23 protein-coding genes, 3 pseudogenes and 2 riboswitches are annotated in these 22,500 nt (G+C 42.1%); of the genes and pseudogenes, 12 read left to right on the forward strand and 14 right to left on the reverse strand.

What is annotated here, in order from left to right; genetic code table 11:
• The first annotated feature begins 4 nt into the window (after positions 1–4).
• Positions 5–676 (forward strand): DUF1523 family protein, encoded by a 672-nt coding sequence (locus ACFSKO_RS18655; protein ID WP_380254498.1) that lies wholly within the window; start codon positions 5–7, stop codon positions 674–676.
• A gap of 6 nt (positions 677–682) precedes the next feature.
• Here ACFSKO_RS18655 and ACFSKO_RS18660 read toward each other — a convergent pair whose 3' ends face one another.
• Entirely contained in the window at positions 683–1,099 is a 417-nt protein-coding gene (locus ACFSKO_RS18660) for a GNAT family acetyltransferase (RefSeq protein ID WP_380254500.1), read from the reverse strand.
• Positions 1,100–1,263: 164 nt separating this feature from the next.
• Positions 1,264–1,446, forward strand: a riboswitch (FMN riboswitch).
• A 134-nt stretch (positions 1,447–1,580) separates the two neighbouring features.
• Between ACFSKO_RS18660 and ribB the strand changes: the two genes are divergently transcribed.
• Together ribB and ACFSKO_RS18670 are read left to right on the forward strand one after the other, a co-directional pair.
• The gene (gene ribB, locus ACFSKO_RS18665; protein ID WP_380254502.1) at positions 1,581–2,276 is read left to right on the forward strand and encodes a 3,4-dihydroxy-2-butanone-4-phosphate synthase; all 696 of its coding nucleotides are present in this window, start codon (positions 1,581–1,583) and stop codon (positions 2,274–2,276) included.
• A 134-nt stretch (positions 2,277–2,410) separates the two neighbouring features.
• Positions 2,411–2,899 (forward strand): DUF1203 domain-containing protein, encoded by a 489-nt coding sequence (locus ACFSKO_RS18670; RefSeq protein WP_380254504.1) that lies wholly within the window; start codon positions 2,411–2,413, stop codon positions 2,897–2,899.
• A 128-nt stretch (positions 2,900–3,027) separates the two neighbouring features.
• On the opposite strand, the gene ACFSKO_RS18675 is transcribed toward ACFSKO_RS18670, so the two are convergent.
• From ACFSKO_RS18675 to ACFSKO_RS18685, 3 genes are all read right to left on the reverse strand, one after another.
• Positions 3,028–3,612: a FlgO family outer membrane protein gene (locus ACFSKO_RS18675; protein ID WP_380254506.1), complete on the reverse strand. Its 585-nt coding sequence runs from the start codon at positions 3,610–3,612 to the stop codon at positions 3,028–3,030.
• An 11-nt stretch (positions 3,613–3,623) separates the two neighbouring features.
• The gene (locus tag ACFSKO_RS18680; protein WP_380254508.1) at positions 3,624–4,418 is read right to left on the reverse strand and encodes a hypothetical protein; all 795 of its coding nucleotides are present in this window, start codon (positions 4,416–4,418) and stop codon (positions 3,624–3,626) included.
• Between the two features lie 146 nt (positions 4,419–4,564).
• The gene (locus ACFSKO_RS18685; RefSeq protein ID WP_380254510.1) at positions 4,565–5,137 is read right to left on the reverse strand and encodes a hypothetical protein; all 573 of its coding nucleotides are present in this window, start codon (positions 5,135–5,137) and stop codon (positions 4,565–4,567) included.
• A gap of 351 nt (positions 5,138–5,488) precedes the next feature.
• Here ACFSKO_RS18685 and cysQ point away from each other — a divergent pair, with 351 nt between their 5' ends.
• Together cysQ and ACFSKO_RS18695 are read left to right on the forward strand one after the other, a co-directional pair.
• The gene (gene cysQ, locus ACFSKO_RS18690; protein ID WP_380254512.1) at positions 5,489–6,355 is read left to right on the forward strand and encodes a 3'(2'),5'-bisphosphate nucleotidase CysQ; all 867 of its coding nucleotides are present in this window, start codon (positions 5,489–5,491) and stop codon (positions 6,353–6,355) included.
• A 45-nt stretch (positions 6,356–6,400) separates the two neighbouring features.
• Entirely contained in the window at positions 6,401–7,435 is a 1,035-nt protein-coding gene (locus tag ACFSKO_RS18695) for an L-threonylcarbamoyladenylate synthase (protein ID WP_380254514.1), read from the forward strand.
• Positions 7,436–7,461: 26 nt separating this feature from the next.
• Here the strand turns inward: ACFSKO_RS18695 and ACFSKO_RS18700 are convergent, their stop codons facing one another.
• Complete coding sequence (locus ACFSKO_RS18700; RefSeq protein WP_380254516.1) at positions 7,462–8,112, reverse strand: HAD family hydrolase; 651 nt, start codon at positions 8,110–8,112, stop codon at positions 7,462–7,464.
• A gap of 156 nt (positions 8,113–8,268) precedes the next feature.
• Here ACFSKO_RS18700 and ACFSKO_RS18705 point away from each other — a divergent pair, with 156 nt between their 5' ends.
• Together ACFSKO_RS18705 and ACFSKO_RS18710 are read left to right on the forward strand one after the other, a co-directional pair.
• On the forward strand, positions 8,269–9,711 hold the full coding sequence (locus ACFSKO_RS18705; protein ID WP_380254518.1) for an FAD-binding oxidoreductase: 1,443 nt from the start codon (positions 8,269–8,271) through the stop codon (positions 9,709–9,711).
• Between the two features lie 6 nt (positions 9,712–9,717).
• On the forward strand, positions 9,718–10,179 hold the full coding sequence (locus ACFSKO_RS18710) for a GNAT family N-acetyltransferase (RefSeq protein WP_380254520.1): 462 nt from the start codon (positions 9,718–9,720) through the stop codon (positions 10,177–10,179).
• An 82-nt stretch (positions 10,180–10,261) separates the two neighbouring features.
• Here the strand turns inward: ACFSKO_RS18710 and mmsA are convergent.
• Positions 10,262–11,275 (reverse strand): annotated as a pseudogene (gene mmsA, locus ACFSKO_RS18715) (CoA-acylating methylmalonate-semialdehyde dehydrogenase); the annotation flags it as partial.
• A 122-nt stretch (positions 11,276–11,397) separates the two neighbouring features.
• Positions 11,398–12,073, reverse strand: a pseudogene (locus ACFSKO_RS18720) (IS6 family transposase); the annotation flags it as partial.
• Positions 12,074–12,237: 164 nt separating this feature from the next.
• Here ACFSKO_RS18720 and ACFSKO_RS18725 point away from each other — a divergent pair.
• From ACFSKO_RS18725 to ACFSKO_RS18735, 3 genes and pseudogenes are all read left to right on the forward strand, one after another.
• Positions 12,238–12,366 carry a transposase domain-containing protein gene (locus ACFSKO_RS18725; RefSeq protein ID WP_380255413.1) on the forward strand — a complete coding sequence of 43 codons (129 nt, stop codon included), beginning with the start codon at positions 12,238–12,240 and terminating at the stop codon, positions 12,364–12,366.
• A 106-nt stretch (positions 12,367–12,472) separates the two neighbouring features.
• The gene (locus ACFSKO_RS18730; protein WP_380254522.1) at positions 12,473–12,772 is read left to right on the forward strand and encodes a YciI family protein; all 300 of its coding nucleotides are present in this window, start codon (positions 12,473–12,475) and stop codon (positions 12,770–12,772) included.
• A gap of 26 nt (positions 12,773–12,798) precedes the next feature.
• Positions 12,799–13,007: pseudogene (locus tag ACFSKO_RS18735) on the forward strand (transposase domain-containing protein); the annotation flags it as partial.
• A gap of 184 nt (positions 13,008–13,191) precedes the next feature.
• Here the strand turns inward: ACFSKO_RS18735 and ACFSKO_RS18740 are convergent.
• The 7 genes from ACFSKO_RS18740 to ACFSKO_RS18770 all read right to left on the reverse strand — a co-directional run bounded on the left by ACFSKO_RS18740 (position 13,192) and on the right by ACFSKO_RS18770 (position 20,572).
• Complete coding sequence (locus ACFSKO_RS18740; protein ID WP_380254524.1) at positions 13,192–14,076, reverse strand: hypothetical protein; 885 nt, start codon at positions 14,074–14,076, stop codon at positions 13,192–13,194.
• A 1,024-nt stretch (positions 14,077–15,100) separates the two neighbouring features.
• Positions 15,101–15,844, reverse strand: coding sequence for a copper resistance protein B (locus ACFSKO_RS18745; protein ID WP_380254526.1), 744 nt, complete (start codon positions 15,842–15,844; stop codon positions 15,101–15,103).
• Positions 15,845–15,847: 3 nt separating this feature from the next.
• Positions 15,848–17,563, reverse strand: a complete 1,716-nt coding sequence (locus ACFSKO_RS18750) for a copper resistance system multicopper oxidase (RefSeq protein WP_380254528.1) — start codon at positions 17,561–17,563, stop codon at positions 15,848–15,850.
• A gap of 182 nt (positions 17,564–17,745) precedes the next feature.
• Positions 17,746–18,327, reverse strand: a complete 582-nt coding sequence (locus ACFSKO_RS18755; RefSeq protein ID WP_380254530.1) for a cupredoxin domain-containing protein — start codon at positions 18,325–18,327, stop codon at positions 17,746–17,748.
• A 127-nt stretch (positions 18,328–18,454) separates the two neighbouring features.
• On the reverse strand, positions 18,455–18,790 hold the full coding sequence (locus tag ACFSKO_RS18760) for a hypothetical protein (protein WP_380254532.1): 336 nt from the start codon (positions 18,788–18,790) through the stop codon (positions 18,455–18,457).
• Positions 18,791–19,591: 801 nt separating this feature from the next.
• Positions 19,592–20,350 (reverse strand): CbtA family protein, encoded by a 759-nt coding sequence (locus ACFSKO_RS18765; protein ID WP_380254534.1) that lies wholly within the window; start codon positions 20,348–20,350, stop codon positions 19,592–19,594.
• A 36-nt stretch (positions 20,351–20,386) separates the two neighbouring features.
• Positions 20,387–20,572: a CbtB domain-containing protein gene (locus ACFSKO_RS18770; protein ID WP_380254536.1), complete on the reverse strand. Its 186-nt coding sequence runs from the start codon at positions 20,570–20,572 to the stop codon at positions 20,387–20,389.
• Positions 20,573–20,612: 40 nt separating this feature from the next.
• Positions 20,613–20,827, reverse strand: a riboswitch (cobalamin riboswitch).
• Between the two features lie 496 nt (positions 20,828–21,323).
• On the opposite strand from ACFSKO_RS18770, the gene ACFSKO_RS18775 reads away from it, so the two are divergent.
• The gene (locus ACFSKO_RS18775) at positions 21,324–21,782 is read left to right on the forward strand and encodes a c-type cytochrome (protein ID WP_380254538.1); all 459 of its coding nucleotides are present in this window, start codon (positions 21,324–21,326) and stop codon (positions 21,780–21,782) included.
• A gap of 152 nt (positions 21,783–21,934) precedes the next feature.
• The gene (locus ACFSKO_RS18780; RefSeq protein WP_380254540.1) at positions 21,935–22,447 is read left to right on the forward strand and encodes a flagellar basal body-associated FliL family protein; all 513 of its coding nucleotides are present in this window, start codon (positions 21,935–21,937) and stop codon (positions 22,445–22,447) included.
• The last annotated feature ends 53 nt before the right edge of the window (positions 22,448–22,500 follow it).

Below are 22,500 nucleotides of genomic sequence, written 5' to 3' on the forward strand. Positions count from 1 at the left end.
CCAAATGCAAACAGTAAAGTGGGCTTTGGGCCTTATGATCATCATTCTTCTCGGTGGCTTTCTTCATTACAATCTACCTGGACAAGACATCGTCCGTGTCGTCGGAACAGACGTGAAACGAATGGATACTTTCGGATTATTTGACACTGAGGCCCCTAAAACAAATCCCGAAAGAACGCGCGACGTCCGCTTTGTGAATACAGCCTGGCCAAATGCAACCCCGCGGGTTTACAGAAATGAAGATACCGACTGGCACTGGCCGCCTTATCTGAAATTTGATTCCGGTAATTTACAGGCACAATCTCAAGCTTGGATTTCAACTGAGGCAGCCCCCATTTGGGTTGTTATTACTCATTATGGCTGGCGTATTCCAATTTTATCCCTCTTCCCAAACGCCGTAGACATTAGACGCGCAGAGGGACCAAACCAGTTAATCATCCCTTGGTTCAATACGTTCTTTTTTATATCAATGGCCGTTCTTGGTTATATGATTTGGGCATTTATAACCCGGATAAAACGTCGCCATATCGACCCTGCTCTGGAAGATGTTTCTGACGTTGTCAACGACATCTCTTCCTCTGCAGAAGCCGCGAGTGAGAGAACTAGGGAAACAGGAAATAAATTCGGCCGATGGCTAGACACATGGCGCCCCAAACACAAAAAAAAATATAAATAGCAAGGATCACGCCTCAATCGTTTTTCCCATACTTACCCTTGGCTCTACTGAATAACCAAGGCTTTTATAAAGAGCCACGGCTCCATCGTTTCCATCCCGAACCTGAAGGTTGATTTTCACACATCCAAGTTTTCCAAGTTCCGCTTCTGCATACACAAGCAAGCTCGCTGCAACCCCTTTACGGCGATGTAGAGGATCAACAACTACGCTGTAAATCCACCCCCTATGTCCGTCATATCCAGCCATAGTTGTCCCGACAACTTCTCCCCCTTCCTCGGCAATAAATATTAACCCAGGCTGGAATATTTGCTTCTTTAGCAAAGCCTCAATTGGATCATTCCAAGGCGAAGGGGTTGGTTCATCTTCTTGCCAAAGTTTGATAACTCCGTTTTTGTCCTGATCACAATAATGCCTGATGTTCATTTTGTTCGTCCCTGTAGATTCTATTACATGTTCTCTTCTGATCCAAGTCGCGGATTAAGTCAAAAGAGACGGTTTCCAACTTGCCTAAGAGGGAAAAAATGGTCTAGATTTATCTCATCTTTCGCTAAAGAAATCACTTTAGGGAAAGATATGTGCATTTAGGCGCTTGTTCTCAGGGCAGGGTGAAATTCCCGACCGGCGGTAACTTTCAAGTTTAAGAAAGAAGCCCGCGAGCGCCCTTAATAATGAGAAGTGTCTTTCTATAGATCCTTCTCATTATTAAGGGGTCAGCAGATCTGGTGAAACTCCAGAGCCGACGGTAACAGTCCGGATGGGAGAGGATAGGCAAGAGCACTCAGGTTAGTTATCCCTGTAGGGTTCTGGCGCGTGCGTGTGTATGGCTTATAAATTCTAAGTAATACAAACGTCCTTTCTGAACACGCCCTGATTCTGGTTACGCCGCTTTTTTGGAGTGACAACCATGAATCAGATCGCAAACGATCATACACACCAGTCTTTGCTGGCCCAATTCGGCACCCCTTATGATCGTGTCGAAAAGGCCCTCGCTTCCATGAGGAAAGGCAAAGGCGTTCTTGTCGTTGACGACGAAGATCGGGAAAATGAAGGTGATCTCATTTTTCCGGCAGAAACACTTACCAATGAACAGATGGCGATGCTTATCCGTGAGTGCAGTGGTATTGTCTGCCTATGTATGACAGATGAAAAACTGCAATCTCTCGAGCTCCCCCAAATGGTCAGTGACAATAACTCTTCCATGGGGACTGGGTTTACAGTGACGATTGAAGCCAAAGCTGGCGTAACAACAGGAGTATCCGCAGCAGACCGGGTCACCACAATCAAAACCGCCATTGCTGATGATTGCAAACCGGATGACCTTGCCCGCCCAGGGCACGTTTTTCCGCTCCGCGCGATGACAGGCGGCGTACTAACACGCCAAGGTCATACAGAAGCGACATGTGATCTCTCGGCCTTGGCAGGATGGAAACCCGCAGGAGTTCTTTGTGAAATTACCAATCCTGATGGTACGATGGCACGGTTACCCGAGATTATTGCCTTTGGACAGAAGCACAGTCTTCCTGTTGTCGCGATAGAAGATATTATTCTCTACCGCCAAAAAATGGAATCCTTACCTGAGCGAACAAACCTAGCCAGTTAAGAATTTTGATTTTCATGAACGAAAGGCCCCACTTTTGGGGCCTTTCCTGCTTTATAAATACAAAAGCAAGAAATAGATAGAAGCAACACACCTATTTCTGGTTTTCTCTTCTCAACAAACAAATGGAGGAAACGATGACAGACCAGAATACATCCCGAGTTCGCTTTTTAGGTATCCCGAATAAAAAAGCCAGACTATTACAATGCGGCGGACATGACGAAAACGGACAAAAACCAGAGCGCATGATCTCTGATGGATCTGGGTTTCCATGTCGTCACTGCCTAAAGCCAATCCTAAATAATGAAGGTGTTCTTGTGCTTTCCTACCGTCCTTTTGAGGACAAACAACCCTATGCAGAAACGGGCCCAATTTTCCTTCACAGTGATCTTTGTGAAGAACACCAGGATAACGAAGAGCTTCCTGACAATATCCGTTCCCAGGGCAACACACTTTTACGCGGTTATAACGCTGATAACAGGATCGTCTATGGTACTGGCCAAACTGTTAAATCAGAAACAGTGAAAGAAGCCGCCCTCGACATGTTTAAAAATGAGAAAATTTCTTACATTCATGCACGATCAACAACGAATAACTGTTTCACATGTCGTATTGAAAGAACTTAACCTTAAAATTTACGAATATATTCTAATCAATGAAAAGTTCTGTAAAAACAGGGCTTTTCATTATTAATATGTCCCGCTAATTCCTCGTTTTGAAATACACAAAAGCGAACGGCTGGAATATTTTTTCTCTACTGAACTAAAACCCAACCACCTTGTGTTTTTGTTGGCAGCATGGAAGAAATATCGGCATCTTTGTTTAGTCGAAAATCTGTCGCCGAAAGTATACGGCCATCGCCCGCGCGAAGGAGCCGTAAATTTACAAAGACACTATGCTCTCCAATAGAATAGGTTCCTGTAAGAACAGCCTGCGCATCTTGACGACCTGCCAGAAAAGCTAAATCACGTGAAAGCATTAACTCTCCCTGATGCGGTCTGACTGCAAGAGAATCTCTCATTTTGACTTCCGACACACTATAGCCAAGTTGGGCAATGCGTCCTGATAGCTGTTCACTTAGGGTCCGTCCAAATGTTGAACTGGTTTCAAGAGCATCAACATCAACAATAGAAGCCACAAGAACAGAAGCGTTGCGATCCAAGTTCTGGCTGGAAGTGTATACCAACGTATCAGCAGCATTATACACTTCAGGAAGAAGGTTCGCGGCACTGACAGAATTGGCTTCAGGAACAGGATCACTATACAGATTATATGAATCCGGCGCACAAGCCGTAAGACCAAACAAAATAACAGTAGAAACGAAAATACTCTTTATCATTAACTTTTTCCCTACTGCGTCACGATTGCGATTGTACGAACAGGCAATTTCTCTTCTTCGCCAGTTGCTGTTGTCCTAATGGGACGATCAGCAGGAAAACTTGTCATATACAAAGCCAGTTCTTCGGGGCGTATATAGATGACCTCAGATTTCTGATGAAGAAGCTCCGCGCCATGCGCAATTGTCGTGGTCAATACCATTTCCGCATTGGTTACAGCGCCAAAATCAATTAAGCCCCGAACAAGTTCTGTCACAGCTAAACCTGCCCCAATTGTGGTAAGTGTCCCCCAATTACCATATTCCTTGATGCCAATAGCCGTCGCGAGACCAAAGACCGATTCTGGTGAGGCTGGTAATTGATACCCTTTGTCGTCATAGAAAAAGCTTTGAACTTGATAGTTTACAACGATTGCCCCCTTGGGCGAGGTTACAACAGGAACCCCTTTTGTCAAAAGCTTGTCTTCAAGTATCCGTTTGAATGCACGGCCAAACGGCATATCAACGGGACCCGGCTGTATATAAAAGGGTTTCGATGAACCATAACTAACAGGAGCATCACTTTTCCCATCCGAAGATGGCGGAGAGACATCCACAACAGAAGCCACATCAAAATCAGGTGCCGCAGCCAAATCCATGACGATCCGTGTTGCAGCTCTATCACCCAAAAGCCCCCAGTCATTCCAAGTAAGCGCTTTATATTGACTGTGGGTTGTTTGTGGCTGTTGATCACGTTTAACCAAAGGTTTACCGCAAGCTGTAAGAGCAATACTAGCAATGGCCAGAATTATCACGGCAGGCTTCAACATGAAGTAACTCCAATCACAAGTTCAGCATATAGTGTAGATTTATTGTACCTACTCTTACTTCCTGTTTATCGGAAAACTCTTTCTGTACCGTTAACTTTATCTAAAGATGATTCTATAAACTTCAAACTGAGGCTTAAGTATAATTCTCAATTAACGCCACCTTCTGGAACCCAGCCCTGTTGCCACAATGTAAGCGGCGCAACCGTTGCACTTTCTCCGTTCTTAAAAAAGGAGCTGTCAACAGACCATAAAGTGGTCTTTTCCTCTAGGGGGCTGTCGATCTGTTCCAAAACGGCTGTTGCATGAAGAATGTTTCCGTTGACCCAGCTTCGTAGAATAGGTTGTCGAAGTTCATGGTGTTTAATTAGACCGTCTCGCTGAAGTAGATCAATAAAATTACTTGTATTTACCGCTTCATCAATACAATCCAATTGGTTCTTCCCCACGTCACTCATAAAGGTTCCGGCCTTATCCTTAGAGGTTCCGTTCTGATCTCCAGCTATTCTTTCAATCCTCCCTATGGCAATTGCGATAGCCTTACGTTCAGAATCAGGAGTGAGTTTTTTTGTCGCAAAAAGAGATTGAATTTCGATCCATTGGCTTTCATCGATTTCAATCATTCCTTTGTTTTTACAACCATGGCCAAAACAATACCCCATCTGGTCTTTAGAATAAGAGGAGGAGAGATGCGACAAAGAGCTCTCAGATGGTTTCGTCACGCTGCACCCTGTTATCAATATTGATAAAAAGGCTATTGTTAACAAAAAGCTTTTTGACACAGAAAACTCCGCAGAAAGAAAGAAACAGTAGCACAAAAGCCCTGTGAATTTACAAAAGCAGAAATGCCACCCTCTATCGGTTATTGCAACCTCTGAAAGTAATGTCGATACAGAAGATATAACATTCTTATGTAAACTGCCCTATATTTGGTTTGATTAAGAAGCAAAAACCTAGACAGCTCAGGATAGATAAGTTACCAGCAGAACCAAGAGATGATCATTATGGCTTGCTGAATCTTCAATTGCCTTAAGGGATTGGATCACCAGTTAACGCCACAAAAGGAGAAGACCATGGGCCCGTTGCAAATTCCTGCCGAGATTCCTGTTCACGATGACAACCGCGATCTCATGAACGCACTGCTTATCATCGCTGAACGTGCAGGGAACATCATCATGGAAATCTACAATCGTCCAGAAGGCATCTTGGTCGAAAATAAATCTGATTCTTCACCCGTGACAGAAGCAGACAAAGCTGCAGAGGCTTTTATTCTTGGTGCCTTAAACACACTTACCCCTGACATTCCAGTGATATCGGAAGAAGCCGCATCTGAAGGTGAAATTCCGGATCTTGGTTCTGATCCTGATCATAGCCTTTTCTGGTTGGTTGATCCTGTGGATGGTACCAAAGAATTCATTAGCAAAAATGGTGAATTTACCGTCAATATCGGTTTAATTGAAAACGGCGTCCCTGTGGCCGGCGTTGTTCACGCACCAGCCAAAGGCCTTACCTGGGTTTCCGCGGAAATGTGTGTATTCTTTGAAAAAGGATACGAGCCCATTGTTGCGCAAGTGCGAAATATCCCAGCAGAAGGTGCAACTGTCGTAGCCAGCAGACGACATGGTGATAACGATGATCTCAAAGCCTTCTTGGATACACGTAAAGTGTACGAACAAATTAGTGCAGGGTCCTCTCTCAAAATTTGTCTAATTGCTGCAGGACGTGCTGATCTTTACCCACGATTTGGTCCTACCATGGAATGGGATACAGCAGCCGCACATGCTGTACTGCTCGCCGCTGGGGGCCATCTTAGTGATCCTGATGGCGATCCCCTGACCTATGGTAAATTTGGCTTTAAAAACCCATATTTTGTCGCCGAGGGTGAGCATCTTGATGTCGGTTTTGATCTTGATGATGACGAAGAAATAGACAACGATTAAGAATTTATAGAAAACAAGAAACTAACGGATCTGGAAACAATTTAGATGCCCCCTCATCCACCAAAAAAGAGCGCCAATGTATTTGCTGCGGATCAAAATGGATTTGATCATGCCTGTAATATACTCCGTTCAGGTGGACTGGTCGCGTTTCCAACAGAAACCGTCTATGGCTTAGGCGCAGATGCCACAAATTCGATTGCCTGCGCCTCTATATACGAAGCCAAGGGGCGACCAAGTTTCAATCCTCTGATTGTTCACTTTCCAAATTCTACCGAAGCTGAGAAACGTGTAATCTTCACAGTGCAGGCTAAGGCGTTGGCTCAATCGTTCTGGCCAGGTCCCATGACACTGGTTTTAGCGCGGAAAAGCGATTGTGACATAGCTAAAATCTGCTCTGCAGGATTAAATAGCCTTGCCGTTCGTGTCCCAGGTCATCCTATTGCACATCAACTTTTAGAAAAATCCCAGCTTCCTTTGGCAGCACCGAGTGCAAACGCATCAGGAAAGATTAGCCCGACAACAGCAGAACACGTAGTCAGCTCTCTGGGAGCTCGCGTGCCCTGTATACTTGAGGGACCAGCTTGTTCACTAGGGTTGGAATCCACTGTTATTGACCTCACAGGTCCTATACCTGTTCTCTTACGTCCAGGAAGTTTGACACAAACCGAAATTGAATCAGTAATAGGTCCCATAAAGCTCGGCCAGTCACTTATGGAAAGTAAAGCAGAGAAACCGTCACAAGCAACGGCTCCTGAGCTTAAATCACCAGGGTTACTCAAAAGCCACTATGCACCAAGCTTACCTTTGCGTTTAAACGCAACAACCGTTCAACCAGACGAAGCCTTGCTCGCTTTCGGCCCCGCCCCCCTGACCGGCGCAGCAACAATGTACAACCTAAGTGAAAAAGCAGACCTGAGAGAAGCTGCAGCAAATCTTTTTGCAGCACTGCACGATTTAGATTCTCCCAAAGAAAATCACATGCCGGTCAAGATTAGGGGAATAGCAGCAATGTCTATCCCCCATGAAGGTCTTGGCCTAGCAATTAACGATCGTCTAAAGCGGGCTGCAGCTCCACGGTAAGGATCGCTTCTCACATTTAACGTACTCTATCTGTACACACCAAGCTCAATAAGCTTCTTATCTAGCAAAGCTGGATCGATAAACTGGACCCCATGAAATCCAAGATCTTTTGCAATCATTACATTATCGCTGCGATCATCAATAAAGAGGCACTCTTGCGCTTTTAAGGAAAAATCACTGAGCAGTCGGTGATATATTTGGGGATCGGGTTTGGCTAACTTGACCTGCCCGGAAACGGTTATTCCCTTAAATCGCTGCATAAAAGGAAACTCCTCAGCGTATTTGAAGGTTTCTGCCGACCAATTTGTAAGACCATAAAGCGGTGTTCCTTGTTGGTATAAACGCTCTAGTATATCAACAGTTCCCTCTATTGCTCCCCCAAGAGTTTCAGGCCAACGAGTCAAAATTGCCTCTAAAGGTTCGAGATAATGAGGAAACTTATTTTGCAGTTCTCCAATAACATCATGAAAAGCTTCGCCAGCGTCTAATCTATGGTTCGCCTCAAATGTAAAAGCTTCGCTTAAAAAGATCTCCATTTCATCAGGATCAGAAAAAATAGACCGATAAAGGTGCCTTATCTCCCAATCGATAAGCACTCCACCAAAATCAAACACTACATTTTTAATCATTAAAGCCTCTAAATTACTTTTATAATAAGCAATAGTTAAATAACTCATGAACTGACAACAAGATAAAGCCAGACAAGAGATTCTGTTTAGAATTCGCACCAATTTGAACTGGCGCCTTTGTAGAAAGGGTTTTAAATTAGATCATTCACAACCTATGATCTTATCCTCACAAGCAAACCTGTCAAAAAAAAGGCCGCCGCTCATATGCCTAACAATTTACCCAATGATTTTATTTCCAATTTGGAACAAATCGTTACGGACAAAGGCCTTATTGTCGAGAAAAATGAAATACGTCCCTATATTACGGAACGAAGAGGTCGCTTTGTTGGCGAAACCTTATGCGTCGTTAAACCAGCAACGACAAAAGAAGTTTCAGCCGTTGTTAAATTATGCTCTGACAACAAAGTAGCTATTGTACCACAAGGTGGAAATACCGGATTGGTAAGTGGTGGCATCCCCTTTGCCGAAGATCGTGCTATCATCTTAAATCTGAGTCGTATGAACACCATCAGAGACTTGGACCCGATCAATAATACCATGACTGTTGAAGCAGGCTGTATTTTACAAACCATACAAGACCATGCCTCAAAAAATGACCGTCTTTTCCCTCTATCCCTCGGTGCGGAGGGTACGTGCGAGATTGGCGGCAATATCGCCACCAATGCTGGTGGGATCAATGTTATTCGTTATGGGAACACACGTGCGCTTATTTTAGGTTTGGAGGTTGTTACCCCGACAGGGGAAATATGGGATGGTCTAAGATCTCTGCGCAAAGACAATACTGGTTACGATCTCAAGCAGCTTTTTATAGGCTCAGAGGGAACTCTTGGGGTTATCACCGCTGCCGTACTAAAGTTATTTCCAAGTCCTAAAGAACAACAAACGGCCTTTCTTGCCCTCAACAGCTTGGAAGATGCCCTTCCCTTACTCAATATGGCGCAATCAATGATCGGTGATGCTCTTACTTCTTTCGAGCTTATTCCACGGATCGGGATCGAGTTTTCACAAAAACATGGACACCGTGTTATTGATCCTATTGAGGCAAAACATGACTGGTATATTTTAATGGAGGCCAGCGCCGGAACAGCTAACTCCTTCCTCCCCGACCTTTTTACAAAGTATATGGAAAAGGCCTTTGAAGAGCAGTGGGTTCTTGATGGTGTTTTAGCACAAAACAAAGCACAATCAGACAGCTTCTGGCTTATCCGGGAAAACGTAACACTTTGCCAAAAACCAGAGGGCGGATCGATAAAACACGATATCGCGGTTCCAGTATCCTCAATCCCCACCTTTATAAGAAAAGCCAATGCTGCGGTTAAAAAACTTATTCCGGGTATCCGCCCTTACCCCTTTGGTCACGTTGGGGATGGCAATATTCATTATAACCTCTCCCAACCCGTGGGCATGGACAAACAAGCATACCTCAACCGTTGGGAAGAGGTTAACCGTGTCGTTCATGATATTGTGATTGACCTCAACGGTTCGATTTCAGCTGAACACGGTATAGGTCGTGTGAAAGTAAAAGAAAACGCACATTACAAATCATCTATTGAGATCAAATTGATGCAGCAGGTCAAACACAGTTTTGATCCCCTGAACATCATGAACCCAGGTAAATTAATCCCGTCGATACAACCAAAAAAGTAAAAACTAATGCATATCAGAGATCATACGCTTAAAGACAGTGCAACACTCTTAAAATTGTTTCACGACACCGTTCACAACATTAACATTAAAGACTACACCCAAACTCAAATCGATGCCTGGGCACCTGATAATTTTGATCTAACCCGTTGGGAAAGCCGAACCCGAAATTATAAAATATTTGTTGCCGAGGATAACAAAGGGATCGCGGGCTTTGCTGAACTGGATATAGATGGTCATATTGATTGTTTCTACGTGCACCACGAACGACAGGGGCAAGGCGTGGGGAAATTATTAATTGAACATGTAGAGAAAGAAGCTTTACGTCAGAATTTTTCTCGAATATTTGCGGAAGTGAGTATTACGGCAAAACCTTTTTTTGAACGCTCAGGATTTATTGTTCTCACAGAACAACAGGCTGAAATTCGAGGGCAAAAGCTTACTAACTTTCGTATGGAAAAACTGCTATAGCCAAGTAATAAAACTTATTTAAATACAAGAAAAAACCTCGAAAAAATTCCGAAGTTTTTTCTTGTTCAAAAAAATTTACTTCTTACTTCATAGTCGGCATCATAAATTCAGCCCCGCTACGAATACCTGTTGGCCAACGGGTTGTAACCGTTTTCAGGCGCGTATAGAAGCGAATACCTTCTGGGCCGTGCATGGAATGATCCCCAAACAAAGACCGTTTCCAGCCACCAAACGAGTGGAAAGCCATTGGAACTGGAATTGGCACATTCACACCAACCATACCAATTTGAATTTTATGCGAGAACTCACGTGCAGAATCACCATCACGGGTAAAGATTGCTGTCCCATTGCCGTATTCGTGGTCGTTGATCAGCTTTACGGCTTGATCGAAAGTATCCACCCGAACAACCGCGAGAACCGGACCAAAAATCTCTTCCTTATATATACTCATATCAGAGGTCACGTTATCAAACAAGCAACCGCCAATGAAGTATCCGTTCTCCAAACCTTCAGGTTTTTTGCCTCGACCATCGACAACAAGCTTAGCTCCCTCTTCGACACCTGCATCAACAAAGCCAGTTACCTTTGCCAAATGTTCAGCAGAGATAAGCGCGCCCATTTCGGCGTCAGCGACTTCGTAATGCGCGATTTTGAGGCCTTCAACTTTAGGTGCCAGTTTCTCGATCAAAATATCAGCAGCTTCATCACCAACCGTCACGGCAACAGAAATAGCCATACAGCGTTCGCCAGCAGATCCGTATGCGGCCCCCATAAGAGCGTCAACAACCTGATCCATGTCCGCATCCGGCATTACGACCATATGGTTTTTAGCCCCCCCAAGTGCCTGTACTCTTTTACCATTCGCCGTGCCGGTTTTATATACATACTCTGCAATCGGCGTAGACCCTACAAAGCTAATTGCTTTTACTCTTTCATCTTCCAACAGAGTATCAACAGCTTCCTTATCACCGTTGACCACGTTAAGAACACCATCAGGAAGACCAGCTTCCTTCAAGAGCTCAGCAAGACGTAGAGGGCACGATGGATCTTTTTCAGAAGGCTTTAGAATGAATGTATTACCGCAAGCGATCCAGACTGTGTGAAAACTAAACCTCAAATGGTAATGGATTGAAAACACAGTATTTTTAGAGAGAGAGTAAAACATTGGATCTGTTGCAAAATTGACTTGAAGACAAAGTATCTTCGGTCTTTCTGTGTTTATAAAGTGTATAGTTCAAAATTTCTGTTGATCAGGCGGACTTCTCCCTTGACGCCTTTTTCATATTTCTAAAAGGCTGGCTTGCCCCTTTCTAAAGGCATTCATCAACTCGAAACCTTTGATGGTGGCATAGGCTGTTTTCATCGATTTGAAGCCTAGAGTGGGCTTTATCAATAGTTTCAGTTTTCCATGGTCAGCCTCAATCACATTATTCAAGTATTTCACTTGCCGATGTTCCATGTCTGGATGACATTTCCCTTCCGCCTTTAGTTCTCTAATTGCAGCACCATAGGATGGCACCTTATCAGTGTTGAGAATCTTTGGCTTTTCCCAGTCTTCTAAACCGCGAAGAGCCTTTCCGAGAAAGCGTTTAGCTGCCGACGTGTTCCGCTTGGGTAAAAGATAAAAGCCTATTGTTTTACCATCTTTGTCGGCGGCCCCGTATAGATATATCCACTTGCCTTTATCTCTGATGTAGGTTTCGTCAACCTGCCAACTGCGCCAGATAGAAGGTAGCTTCCAGTACCAACGCAAACGTTTCTCCATTATTGGAGCAAAGTGCTGAACCCAACGATAAATCGTCGTGTGATCCACATTAACACCGCGTTCTTCCAATATTTCTTCAATTTCTCTATAATTGATCCCGTATTTACAATACCAACGAACGGCCCAAACTTGTGCACGTCAGTGGTTTGCAAGCAAACCATGAGAGTGGGATGATCTCTCATTGGAAATGCCTGTACTTAAAATCATTCATCTTATAAATCCGGAAAAAATACGTGATTTAACAATAATAATGAATAAAGCTATTTCTTTGCAACAGCGCCATCTATTCTCTTATTGAAACTTGCAAACTCAACGATATTAACCCGGAAGCTTACTTCACTGATATTCTTGGGCGGATGCAAAGCTACCCGGTTAACCAGGTGCAAGACCTCTTGCCGTGGAACTGGAGACCAGCTGAGTGAGTAAGCTGGTTAGCCTGTATGGTTATTGGATCTAAGCTATGATTGAAGTGGTACTAACGGACCAACCTATAAATTCTTATTGGTAACCAAAATCAGGAGAAAGCACATGACACGTTGGGTCGTTATATTTAGAGACACACCTAAAATGCTAGATGTCAGAGCAAAGCAGGAACTTCGCAATGCACATGTCGCATATGCGAAGGATCATCCAGAATTATTGATAGGTGGCGGCTTGAAACCAGAAGTTGGCGAGCCGTTCTGCGGAGCGCTCTGGGTGGTAGAGGCAAAATCTATGGAAGAGGTAGAGCAACTCGTATCCGGTGACCCGTTTTATTTCCCTGAGTTTCGAACATTCGAAATATTCACATGGGGTAAACTGCTTGAGGACCAAACAGCGTTGCTCTGAGAATTTTGGGGGTTTTGGACTCATAGCGGCCCATTGCCCTCGGCCGCAAAATTACCTGTTCATGGGATTTGACCGAGGCGGAAAATTGGGTGCCATCGCTTATACCTTGATCGAGACCGCCAAACTCAACGGCGTTTATCCACAAGCCTAGCTATCCGATGTCCTTGCCAGAATTGCCGATCACAAGATTAATCGCATTGATGAACTGCTGCCTTGGCATTACGCTCAAACATGAGCGTAATGTGATACCAACAAGTCGTCGAGGTGTGGTTCACCGAACGCTAACAACTCATCTCCGTTTGTTGGGATGAATTCTACTAAAAACTGGAGGAGTTTGAGGGACTCAAGTCACTTGGTTTAGTAATTCACTTTAGTTCAACGTCGAACGCCGAAAGCGGAGACACCCATTGTGCTCTTACTTAATCTTTGAGCATCCGAGCCACGCTCTCCATACTTTCAGGTGATGATTGAAAGGGAGCAATCGGGTCGAACAAAGGTGCACGCGATTTTGTTTCAGCAAGGCCAAGAATCTCGACATCCAAATTAAGTTGATTCCATGGTGGGGCCTCTTCAGGAGGACGCCATGCATTAGAGAAATCAGCCGTTTCATTATTGGCGGTTTCCCAAAGACCAATACAATCATCAATCCAGCCGTGAAGTTTCCAGAAATAAGAATTTACGTGGCTGGAAAACGGTGCGCCGAGCCAATCATTATCGATACTCTCATCATTGAAGTCAGCGGGCGGATGGTCTGCAAAGCGCATATGCATCCAATTGTGCACGCTGCTTTCAAGCACATCACCATAGACGTCGAGCGATATGTCATCGCGTTGTAAAAACTCTGTGCTGCGAAGAATACGTTCATATTCAAGATTCTGTGCGACAACGGCTTCCGAACGCGCATTTGAAATTGCGGCTAATGAGATCGAAAATTCGGCAGGCCACTGGGTGGGATCGTCCAGGTTTTCGATTTCTGGCTCCGGCCAATCCACATCATTCGCTCCTGATGGTATTTGACTCCATCCAACAACCTTTGGCCATGCAGCATCATTTGCGTTGGCCAGCATAGCATCAATATTCTTAATCATCATTCGGTGCATGAAAAGAAAGTCGAGACCCGAACCTGGTTGTCCAGTTAGCGATGCCGTCCATCCGATATCCGCTAGCGCTAGAACCAGCGAAGCATTTGCAGGATCATTAACAAAATTTGCATTCTTCACGAGGTGCCAATAGCGATGTCGCCACCGCATGTTTGAGGATGCCATCATGGATTTAACCGGCGTTGGGATATCTGAGCACATCATTTCGTCTCCTGCTAGTTCTGTCCGTATTTACACTATCTTGACTTGCTATAAACGCATGAAATTAGGAAAGGTTTTTTTACCTCTCTTTTTTGAATAATTGGCAATATAGAATTATCGAATTTTGAGTAACAACGCACACCAAATAATCAGTTAATGAACTAACTACATATGCTCTCGTGGTATTCTTACATACTCCAATTTATCCAACCCTCTGATTTTCTAATCACTCGCGCCAACGCTACTGCCCACAAGAAAATTCGTCTTCACCAAACTATTATGTACTGAACCAAGCATCGTAACTAAAATTCAGGCGTTTAATATTTTGTTAACCATATATCATTACGAGAATATGTGCCATCATTTTCAATCGTATTGCAAATGATCCAGGCTGTATGAAAACTTATTTTTACAAAATTGAAGGTCTCTTCGCTAATAATGTTAATTGTAATTTCAGGAAAACGACCGTTATTCTGAAATTATTCAGTCATGTCGTATCAATTGCCTGTGACTTTCAGAGATAAATGTCGCTAAATTTCATCGCTAAATGGCGTAGTTGATATCTAGACACCTATTCCACAACCCTTGAATTTTTTACGGTTCTATTGCTGTAGCCTGCTTGCAATCATCCCAGTCCATGCTTGCAAACATCGAGAATTTGAGCTCAGATTATTAGCGGCTATAAATCAACATCAGCTCAGATTAAATGATAATGAGCTCGCTTTATATGCAACTCAGCTTGCAATCATAATTCTCAGCTCACTTTACGTAAGAAAATAATTTTTAATCAGATTAAACTTCTCAGAAAACCTTGTTCAATTGGGTAATCAAAAGCTCGGTGACGTCTTAGTTGTATTTTATGGTCATAATTCAGATTAAATATATAAGATTGATCTGTTTTAAAAAATGTATGAATTCTATCATTCGCGGTCTTTCTTCATTAATATTGTTCAGTTGATGGAAGCTAATCAATTAAAAAAACACCCCCAATAATTAATTGGGGGTGTTTTTCAAGAATATCTTACAATCAAAATAATAACCGTAATCCGGTAACAATAGCTATATCGTCAGCTTCCTCACCATCTTCACGGGCGTAGTCACGGGTTTGACCAAAGCTACGCTCGTAATTTATACCTACATAAGGAGCAATATTTCGGCCTACAAGATCATAACTAAGCCGAAGGCCAGTTTCTATTGTACTAAGCCCCGAACCAACCCCTACTTCAGCATCATTTGAAAAAGCTACATCAATCTCTGCTGTGGGAGTTAAAATCAAACGATTGGTCAGTAGTAATTCATAATCCACTTCCAATCTTGCCGAAACATCACCTTTTTCACTTAGATATACATCACTCTCTATTTCAAACCATTGCGGGGCCATTCCCTGAAAACCAAGTACAGCATATCCACGGTTCTCGCCTTTGGGACTGTCATAACGAAGGCCTCCTTTGGCATCAAAGAAGTCTGAAATTGGCACTTGAAGCAACCCCTGATGTTCCAGAGTATCAAATGTACTGTCATCAAGTGAATAATCTCCACTAGACCGTAAACGTAACTTGACCTCGTCTGTGCCGATGAAGGCATCCCCATCCCATACAAACAAGTCTTGTTCTTCACCTAGGCGATATTCGAATTGTTCAAAATTTATGCCGTAGTAAACATAAGGAGATTCACCTGCAATAGAAGTTCCCGATGTGAGAAGAAGTCCGGTAAGGCTAATAACACCAAGAACAAGGGATGATGTTGTCACTCCTTTAAACTTGTAGCTCATGAATTAACCCTCCGTTTGAGTTTTATTTAAAAGGTTTGCAGTAGGGCCGCCTTCAACAATCACTTTGCGAAACATACCCGCCGCAGCATGATAGGAAAGGTGGCAATGGAAAGCCCACTGACCTGCAGCATCAACTTCAGTTTCTGAATAGACTGTAGTTCCTGGTGCAACAGATATAGTGTGTTTTACGGGATTCCACTTACCATTTCCGTTGTCAAGAATTGACCACATACCATGTAGATGCATCGGATGAGTCATCATGGTTTCATTGACAAATTTAAAACGAACACGCTCTCCATATTGTAGACGAATTGGATCGGCGTCTTCATATTTAATTCCATTTATAGACCAACTATATCGGCCCATATTTCCAGTTAATCTCAATTCAATTTCTCTAGTTGCACTTCGCTCTTTGTAAAGAGGTTTTTGAGCTTTTAAATCAGAATAAGAAAGAAATTTTCCACTGTTTGCAGCTGTAGGCATCAACCCGCTTCCCGGAGCATAAAAAGGATCTGGTCTAATATTTCCTCCTTTCATATTGGACATTTTGGAATGGTCCATAGTCTTCATATTGGACATATCAGTCATTTTAGAATGATCCATGCCTTCCATGCCTTCCATGCCTGCCATATCCGACATATTCATACCAGCATGATCCATCCCCATATCCGACATGGTTAAGAGAGGAACTTCTCTTAGTTGAGGAATATCAGAAACCATGCCTTCACGAGGAGCTAATGTTGCGGCACCAAAACCTGTTCGCCCCATTGATTCTGCAAAAATGGTGTAAGCTTTATCTTCCTTTGGTTGAACAATGACATCATATGTTTCAGCAACAGAGATACGTAACTCATCAACTTTGACTGGCTGCACGTTGTTGCCATCTGCGCTTACAACAGTCATTTCAAGTCCAGGAATACGTATGTCATAATAAGTCATAGCAGACGAATTAATAAACCGCAGACGTACTCTTTCATCTGCTTTAAAAATACCCGTCCAGTTCTGCTCAGAAGTTTTTCCATTTACCAGAGTTGTAAACCCCTGTACATCTTCAATATCAGAAGGGGTCATTCGCATCTCACCCCAACTCAAGCGATCATCTAAAGTTTTTGAAAGACCCTTAGACGAGATGTCTGAGAAGAAATCGCCTAATGTGCGTTGTGACCGATTGTAATAATCATCCATCATTTTTAAATTACGCATTATCGTTGCGCCAGAGTCTTCATGTTCATCGGTAAGTTGAACAACATAATCGCGTTGATATCTAAAGGGATCGCGTTTTTTTGGGGTAATGACGATAGCCCCATAAGCCCCGTCAGGCTCCTGAAAGCTGGAATGGCTGTGATACCAATAAGTACCTGATTGCATGACAGGAAATTGGTACTTAAACGTTTCCCCAGGAGCAATTCCTTCAAAACTAATGCCAGGAACTCCATCCATATCTGTTGGCAAAATTAATCCATGCCAATGGATAGATGTACTTTCTTTAAGATTGTTTGTAACATTAATTGTAACATCTTCTCCTTCACTAAACCGCAATACAGGCCCTGGGGTTGTACCGTTGTAGCCAATACTGCTTTTACTAAAACCATTAGTGTTTTTGATAATATTATCTACGCTTAAGTCATAGACTTCAGCTTTTGCAATTGATGTCCAGAGAAGAGTTAGTGTAACAAAACCGTATATTATTGTGTTAAATCGAATTAGCCACTGTTTCATGAATTTTATCCTCATCAAGTACGATACCCATGATCATCGATTATCTTTTTCAAGACTATCTTAGACATATATATTCGTTATTTTTGAATGCTGTTTTTCATAAATTCTTTAGGCACTGAGTTGCATTAAATCAAAAACACCTCAGTGCCAAATCTCAAGAATTTTTACAGAGAAAACAAAAATTAAGGATGAGAAGTTCCATTTTCTGCATGGTCTTTATCGCCAACATTTATTTCCCCGACCATACCACTCTCATAATGTCCAGGGACATTACAGGCAAATTCAAGCTCGGCAGATTCAGGAAATCTCCAAATAATTTCGGCAGATTCACCAGGCTCTAATAGAACTGAATTTGGATCATCATGGCTCATCGCTTCGCCATCTCCCATTTTCATATCACGGTTAATTTTATCAACTTCCAACATGCCATGATCAATCATCATCATCATTTCTTTCTGATGTTCTTCATGCATTGCAGCCGTACCTATATTAAACTCATGTACGAACTCGCCAGAATTCGAAATTAGAAATCGTACGGTTTGGTTTTTATCTACTGTAATCTTTTCAGGTGTGAAAAAATTATCTTCAAGGTTAACTTCAATTGTCCTAGTTACTTGAGAGACATCCCCAGCTTTTCCAATTGTAGGTTGCTCTGAACTTCCGTGCCCAGCACCAGCCATAGCAAAAGAAGTTAATCCTATTGAAAGAATAAATCCGGTGAGAGAAGAAAGAAAGGCCTGACGGCTTGTTAAAGTATATTTCATCTGCAACTCCAGCAGTAATAGTATGATAAATTGATTTTTTGAGAAGTGGTGGGCGACAACGTCAAAACCTGTGATTTTGATAATTTTGACACTAAATATCGTGTCGAATGAAGCCGACCCGTTGGAGTTACAGGTACCGTGGTGGACGAAGGTCCACTGTTGGAGCTTGAGCAAGTAAAGACAAACTTTCGGTCAAGCTCCAAAGCGTGTACTGAAAGAAATTTACTCTTTTTTGATCTAATATAAGAGGAAATAATGTGTTCGAAGAACTACAATGAAATATCTGTTGGCAATCATCAGTAGAGTTCTGTGTATCAGAATTTTGTGAAATAGTGTTAAGAGTATCTTGAGAAGCCACCTCATGATGACTAGCATCGCCGTCATGATTAAAAGCACCAACTTCCACAACAGAAGCAGATAGTACTAAAATCAACATTATCATGGTGCGAAAAGTTCTAAACATTAATTTTACATAAGGTCAGACATTAAATTGGTCAAGATTTTTTTTCATATACCTATGATTTTCTTAAAATAGTAGATTTTTATATAAATTATATTTGAGTTACCTCCTCATTGAATAGTAAAATTACTATATAAATTACATTAGGTTTGTTAATTTTTTAAGAATTTTTCAATGAAATAAAAAGAATATCTGAAACAAGTAAAACATTTGAAGATCTATAGAACAGGAATGTCAGGTTCCTTTTATCAGTAGAATATGAGTAATGCGGTATGTCTTGCGTAATGAGCTTTTCGCAAATGATTTTGATCTTTGATCTAAATTCAGGCCCTAGATTCCCAGCAATAAATGCCAAAGGAATTGCTTTGTAATAATAACTTTCCGAATTAGATTTATGAAAGCATTCGTCTGATTTTTTTAGGAAAATCTTAAATTTAAGTGTAACAATACAAGGTGAGTTCTTATCTCTATCTTCACTTGAATAAGCAAAATTATTTTTTTCTATAGCTTTGCATGACCCATTGTTTATCCAATGCTCCAACCCAAAATCAGGGAGAGCTTTTAATATATTTATTGGTTCCATCAAATTCGTGATTTTGTCTTTGCTAACCGTTCGCCATATGACTTGAAGATAGGAGTTCATAATACACTTAATCTGTTTTCTTACGTTAAGAAATCATTTATTTTTTAGTTTTTACTGGAAAATACAAAGGACAATAAAATTCTGTGTCTTCAAAGAGAAGACCCCACCCAAAAAGGGCGAGATCTTCTCTAAAATGAGGGCTTTCACACCAAAGTTTTAGGTTACTTTGCAACATCCCCGGAATGTTTCCACAAAGCTCCAGAGGTCCACCCAAGAATAACCCAGAATATGGCGCTCACCACAATCGAAGCTGCAACAAATTGCCCTGCAAGTTCAGGCGGAGCATTCCCACCTATTTCTGTGGGTTGTGGAGCCCCGATAACATGGGGCAGGATAATTAAGAGAAGCCCAAGTAAATAGATCGGAGTCTTACTGCCAAAAATCATTACCCACAACCCCACACCGGTTGCAACAGACGTTGCTATCCACCAAGTTTGGCGAAGTGATAGGTCTGCGGCCATACTGCCAGGGACTTCAGGAGGAAGCCCTAGAGAAGGTGCCAAGGTAAAAACAGCAAAACCAGCCAAACCCCAAATTACACCACGCCGACCGGAAAGTTTCTCCCCGGAAAAGGTGAAACAAGCAACAAGAATAGCGGCAAAGCCAACGCCCGTCAGTATATTAGCCAATGAGGTAAAGAACGTACGCTCAAGCCTATTGTTAGGTCCCCATTCTTCCTGACCATCTTCTGAATCTGTATCGGCCAGATATATCTGGCCTTGAGTATCGCTGTGCACATTGGCCTTTTTTACCCCCCCTTGAGTAGCATCTTGTAAAAGAGTGTGGTGATTTTCTCCACTGTTTTCGTACTCTTCTGCATATAGGATAATTGGTGTTGTGGTGAATTCGTGTACAACAGACACAAGTATTCCTGCCACCAATCCGGCAATGATTGCCGTTGACATTATTCTTTTCAACATATCGATCTCGCTAACGGATATTTCTCCGTTTCAAAATTAATGGCAGGGAAATGCGTAAGAATGGCGAGTGTCATGTGCGGCATTGTGTAGACTTGCTGATTGGGCAAAGCCAACTCCATATACCATAAATATGCCAAACATCATTGCAACAGCAGCAGCCATAACAGCATTAGTGCGAGATTGTGAAACAACAGAAGACGCTGAATTTATTGATAAGTTCATAATTTTCTCCATGTACCGTTAACACCCGTCGGTAAGGTAACGTTGATAAGATCGACTGGTAGGTCTCCTGGCTTCCGGATCTTTATGGCAAGCTCCTTCCCAGCCTTGCGGCCAGTGGGTTTAACTTGCAATTCCCCGTATACAGTTGCGGGCGCAGCTACGGTTAAAAGTTCCCTGATGGGTAAACTCCTCCGTATTCCCTATTAACCCCCAGATATTTAACCTTTATGGGGGACCAGATACATATAAATATATATATCCCAAACTACTCATTTTTTGAAGTATTCGTCTACTTTTTTCTTATTATCACTAAGATAATACGCATTATACTCCGCTTATTTTTGTGTTATTGACAGAAAATAGAGTGATTTGAGCATAAATATAAAATATAGCTTGAGGACTGTACATGGTCACAACGGATCGAGGCGTAAGAATAATATCATTGGTGGTCTCTGTTCAAGCTGCCAGTATGCTGTGCGCAGCATTTATCAGACCCATTTCTCTTTGATATAATGGAATTTCTCTGGACCAAATAGAGACACAAAAGAGTGCTGGAACCACTTAAAGAAGACGTGATAAATCGTTACGTAGAGGCAACTTGCGAGGGGTATACCCAAAACCAAATTTCACCTTGATCCAGCTCAACAACAGGCACCTTTAATCCATGCTACTTTACACTAGAAATTCCCGGCAACAGGTAAAAGAAAACCTAATGTTGATATTTACAGATTACACTTATTAAACGAATACAATGAAATATAAAATTTTTGAAGAGTTTAAGAATATGAAAGTGAAAAACAAATACCAAATTATTTTTGTACTCGGATTTGTGGTACTGGTAGGAGGAGTTTTTGCTAATAACATAATTGAAAATATGTCTGATTCGGAAGGAATAAAAGTTCCTGAATTTTCTGTTATAGCCCAAAAAGGAAAAATTGCTTTCAATAACAGTTGTGCACAGTGTCACGGAAGCAATGGATCGGGAACAAGTAATGGCCCTCCGTTAATCCATAATATTTATAATCCAGGTCATCATGGCGATCAATCGTTCATACTGGCATCAAAGAACGGAGTACGACAGCATCACTGGAAATTTGGTAACATGCCGCCTCAGCGGCAAGTCCAGCTGGTAGACGTCCAAAACATCATCCGCTATATTCGTGAAATTCAAGAAGAGAATGGGATACTCTATCAGAAGCATACCATGTAAGAGAATATTCTAAAGGTAGAAACTTGATTGAAAATTTAGTCAAAATTATACAGGTATTAATGCTTTCGGATTAAAATATATTAAGATCTGAAATTTTTGTGCCCATATAATTTCAGACATTCTTATTCCAATCGAGATCGAAAGACTATCTTATGGCTGATGATACGACCAGTGAAGAAGAATTAGAAGTCGAGGCCCGACCTAAAGGTGGATTATCTGGTAAGAAGCTTGTCTTGTTCGTTGCCTTACCCATTCTAATTCTTGCTGCTGCTGCTGCAGGGGCATATTTCACAGGTATGTTTGCACCAAAAGAAGCTGTGGAAGAAGAAATTGTCGAGGAAGTTGTACCTGTAATTGGCCCTGCTGTATTTTATGAAATTCCTGGATTTTTAATAAATTTGATTCCCTCTGGAAATAGAGATCATTTTTTAAAAATCACGATTAGTTTGGAATTAGAACAACAGACGGATATTCCTTTAGTTGAAGTCGTCATGCCAAGAATAGTTGATAATTTTCAAGTGTATTTAAGAGAACTTCGAATTGATGATTTAAGTGGAACAGCTGGTATCCAACGGCTACGTGAAGAGCTGTTGATAAGGGCGAATTCAGCAACTACACCTATTAAAATCAAAGACGTGCTATTCAAAGAAATGTTAGTTCATTAATTATAAGGGATGCACTCGTAACGCTGTTCACAAGGCTACGAGTGCATCCCTTA

Source organism: Kiloniella antarctica, from assembly GCF_042682825.1.
In the GTDB taxonomy this organism is placed as follows: Bacteria; Pseudomonadota; Alphaproteobacteria; order Kiloniellales; family Kiloniellaceae; genus Kiloniella; species Kiloniella antarctica.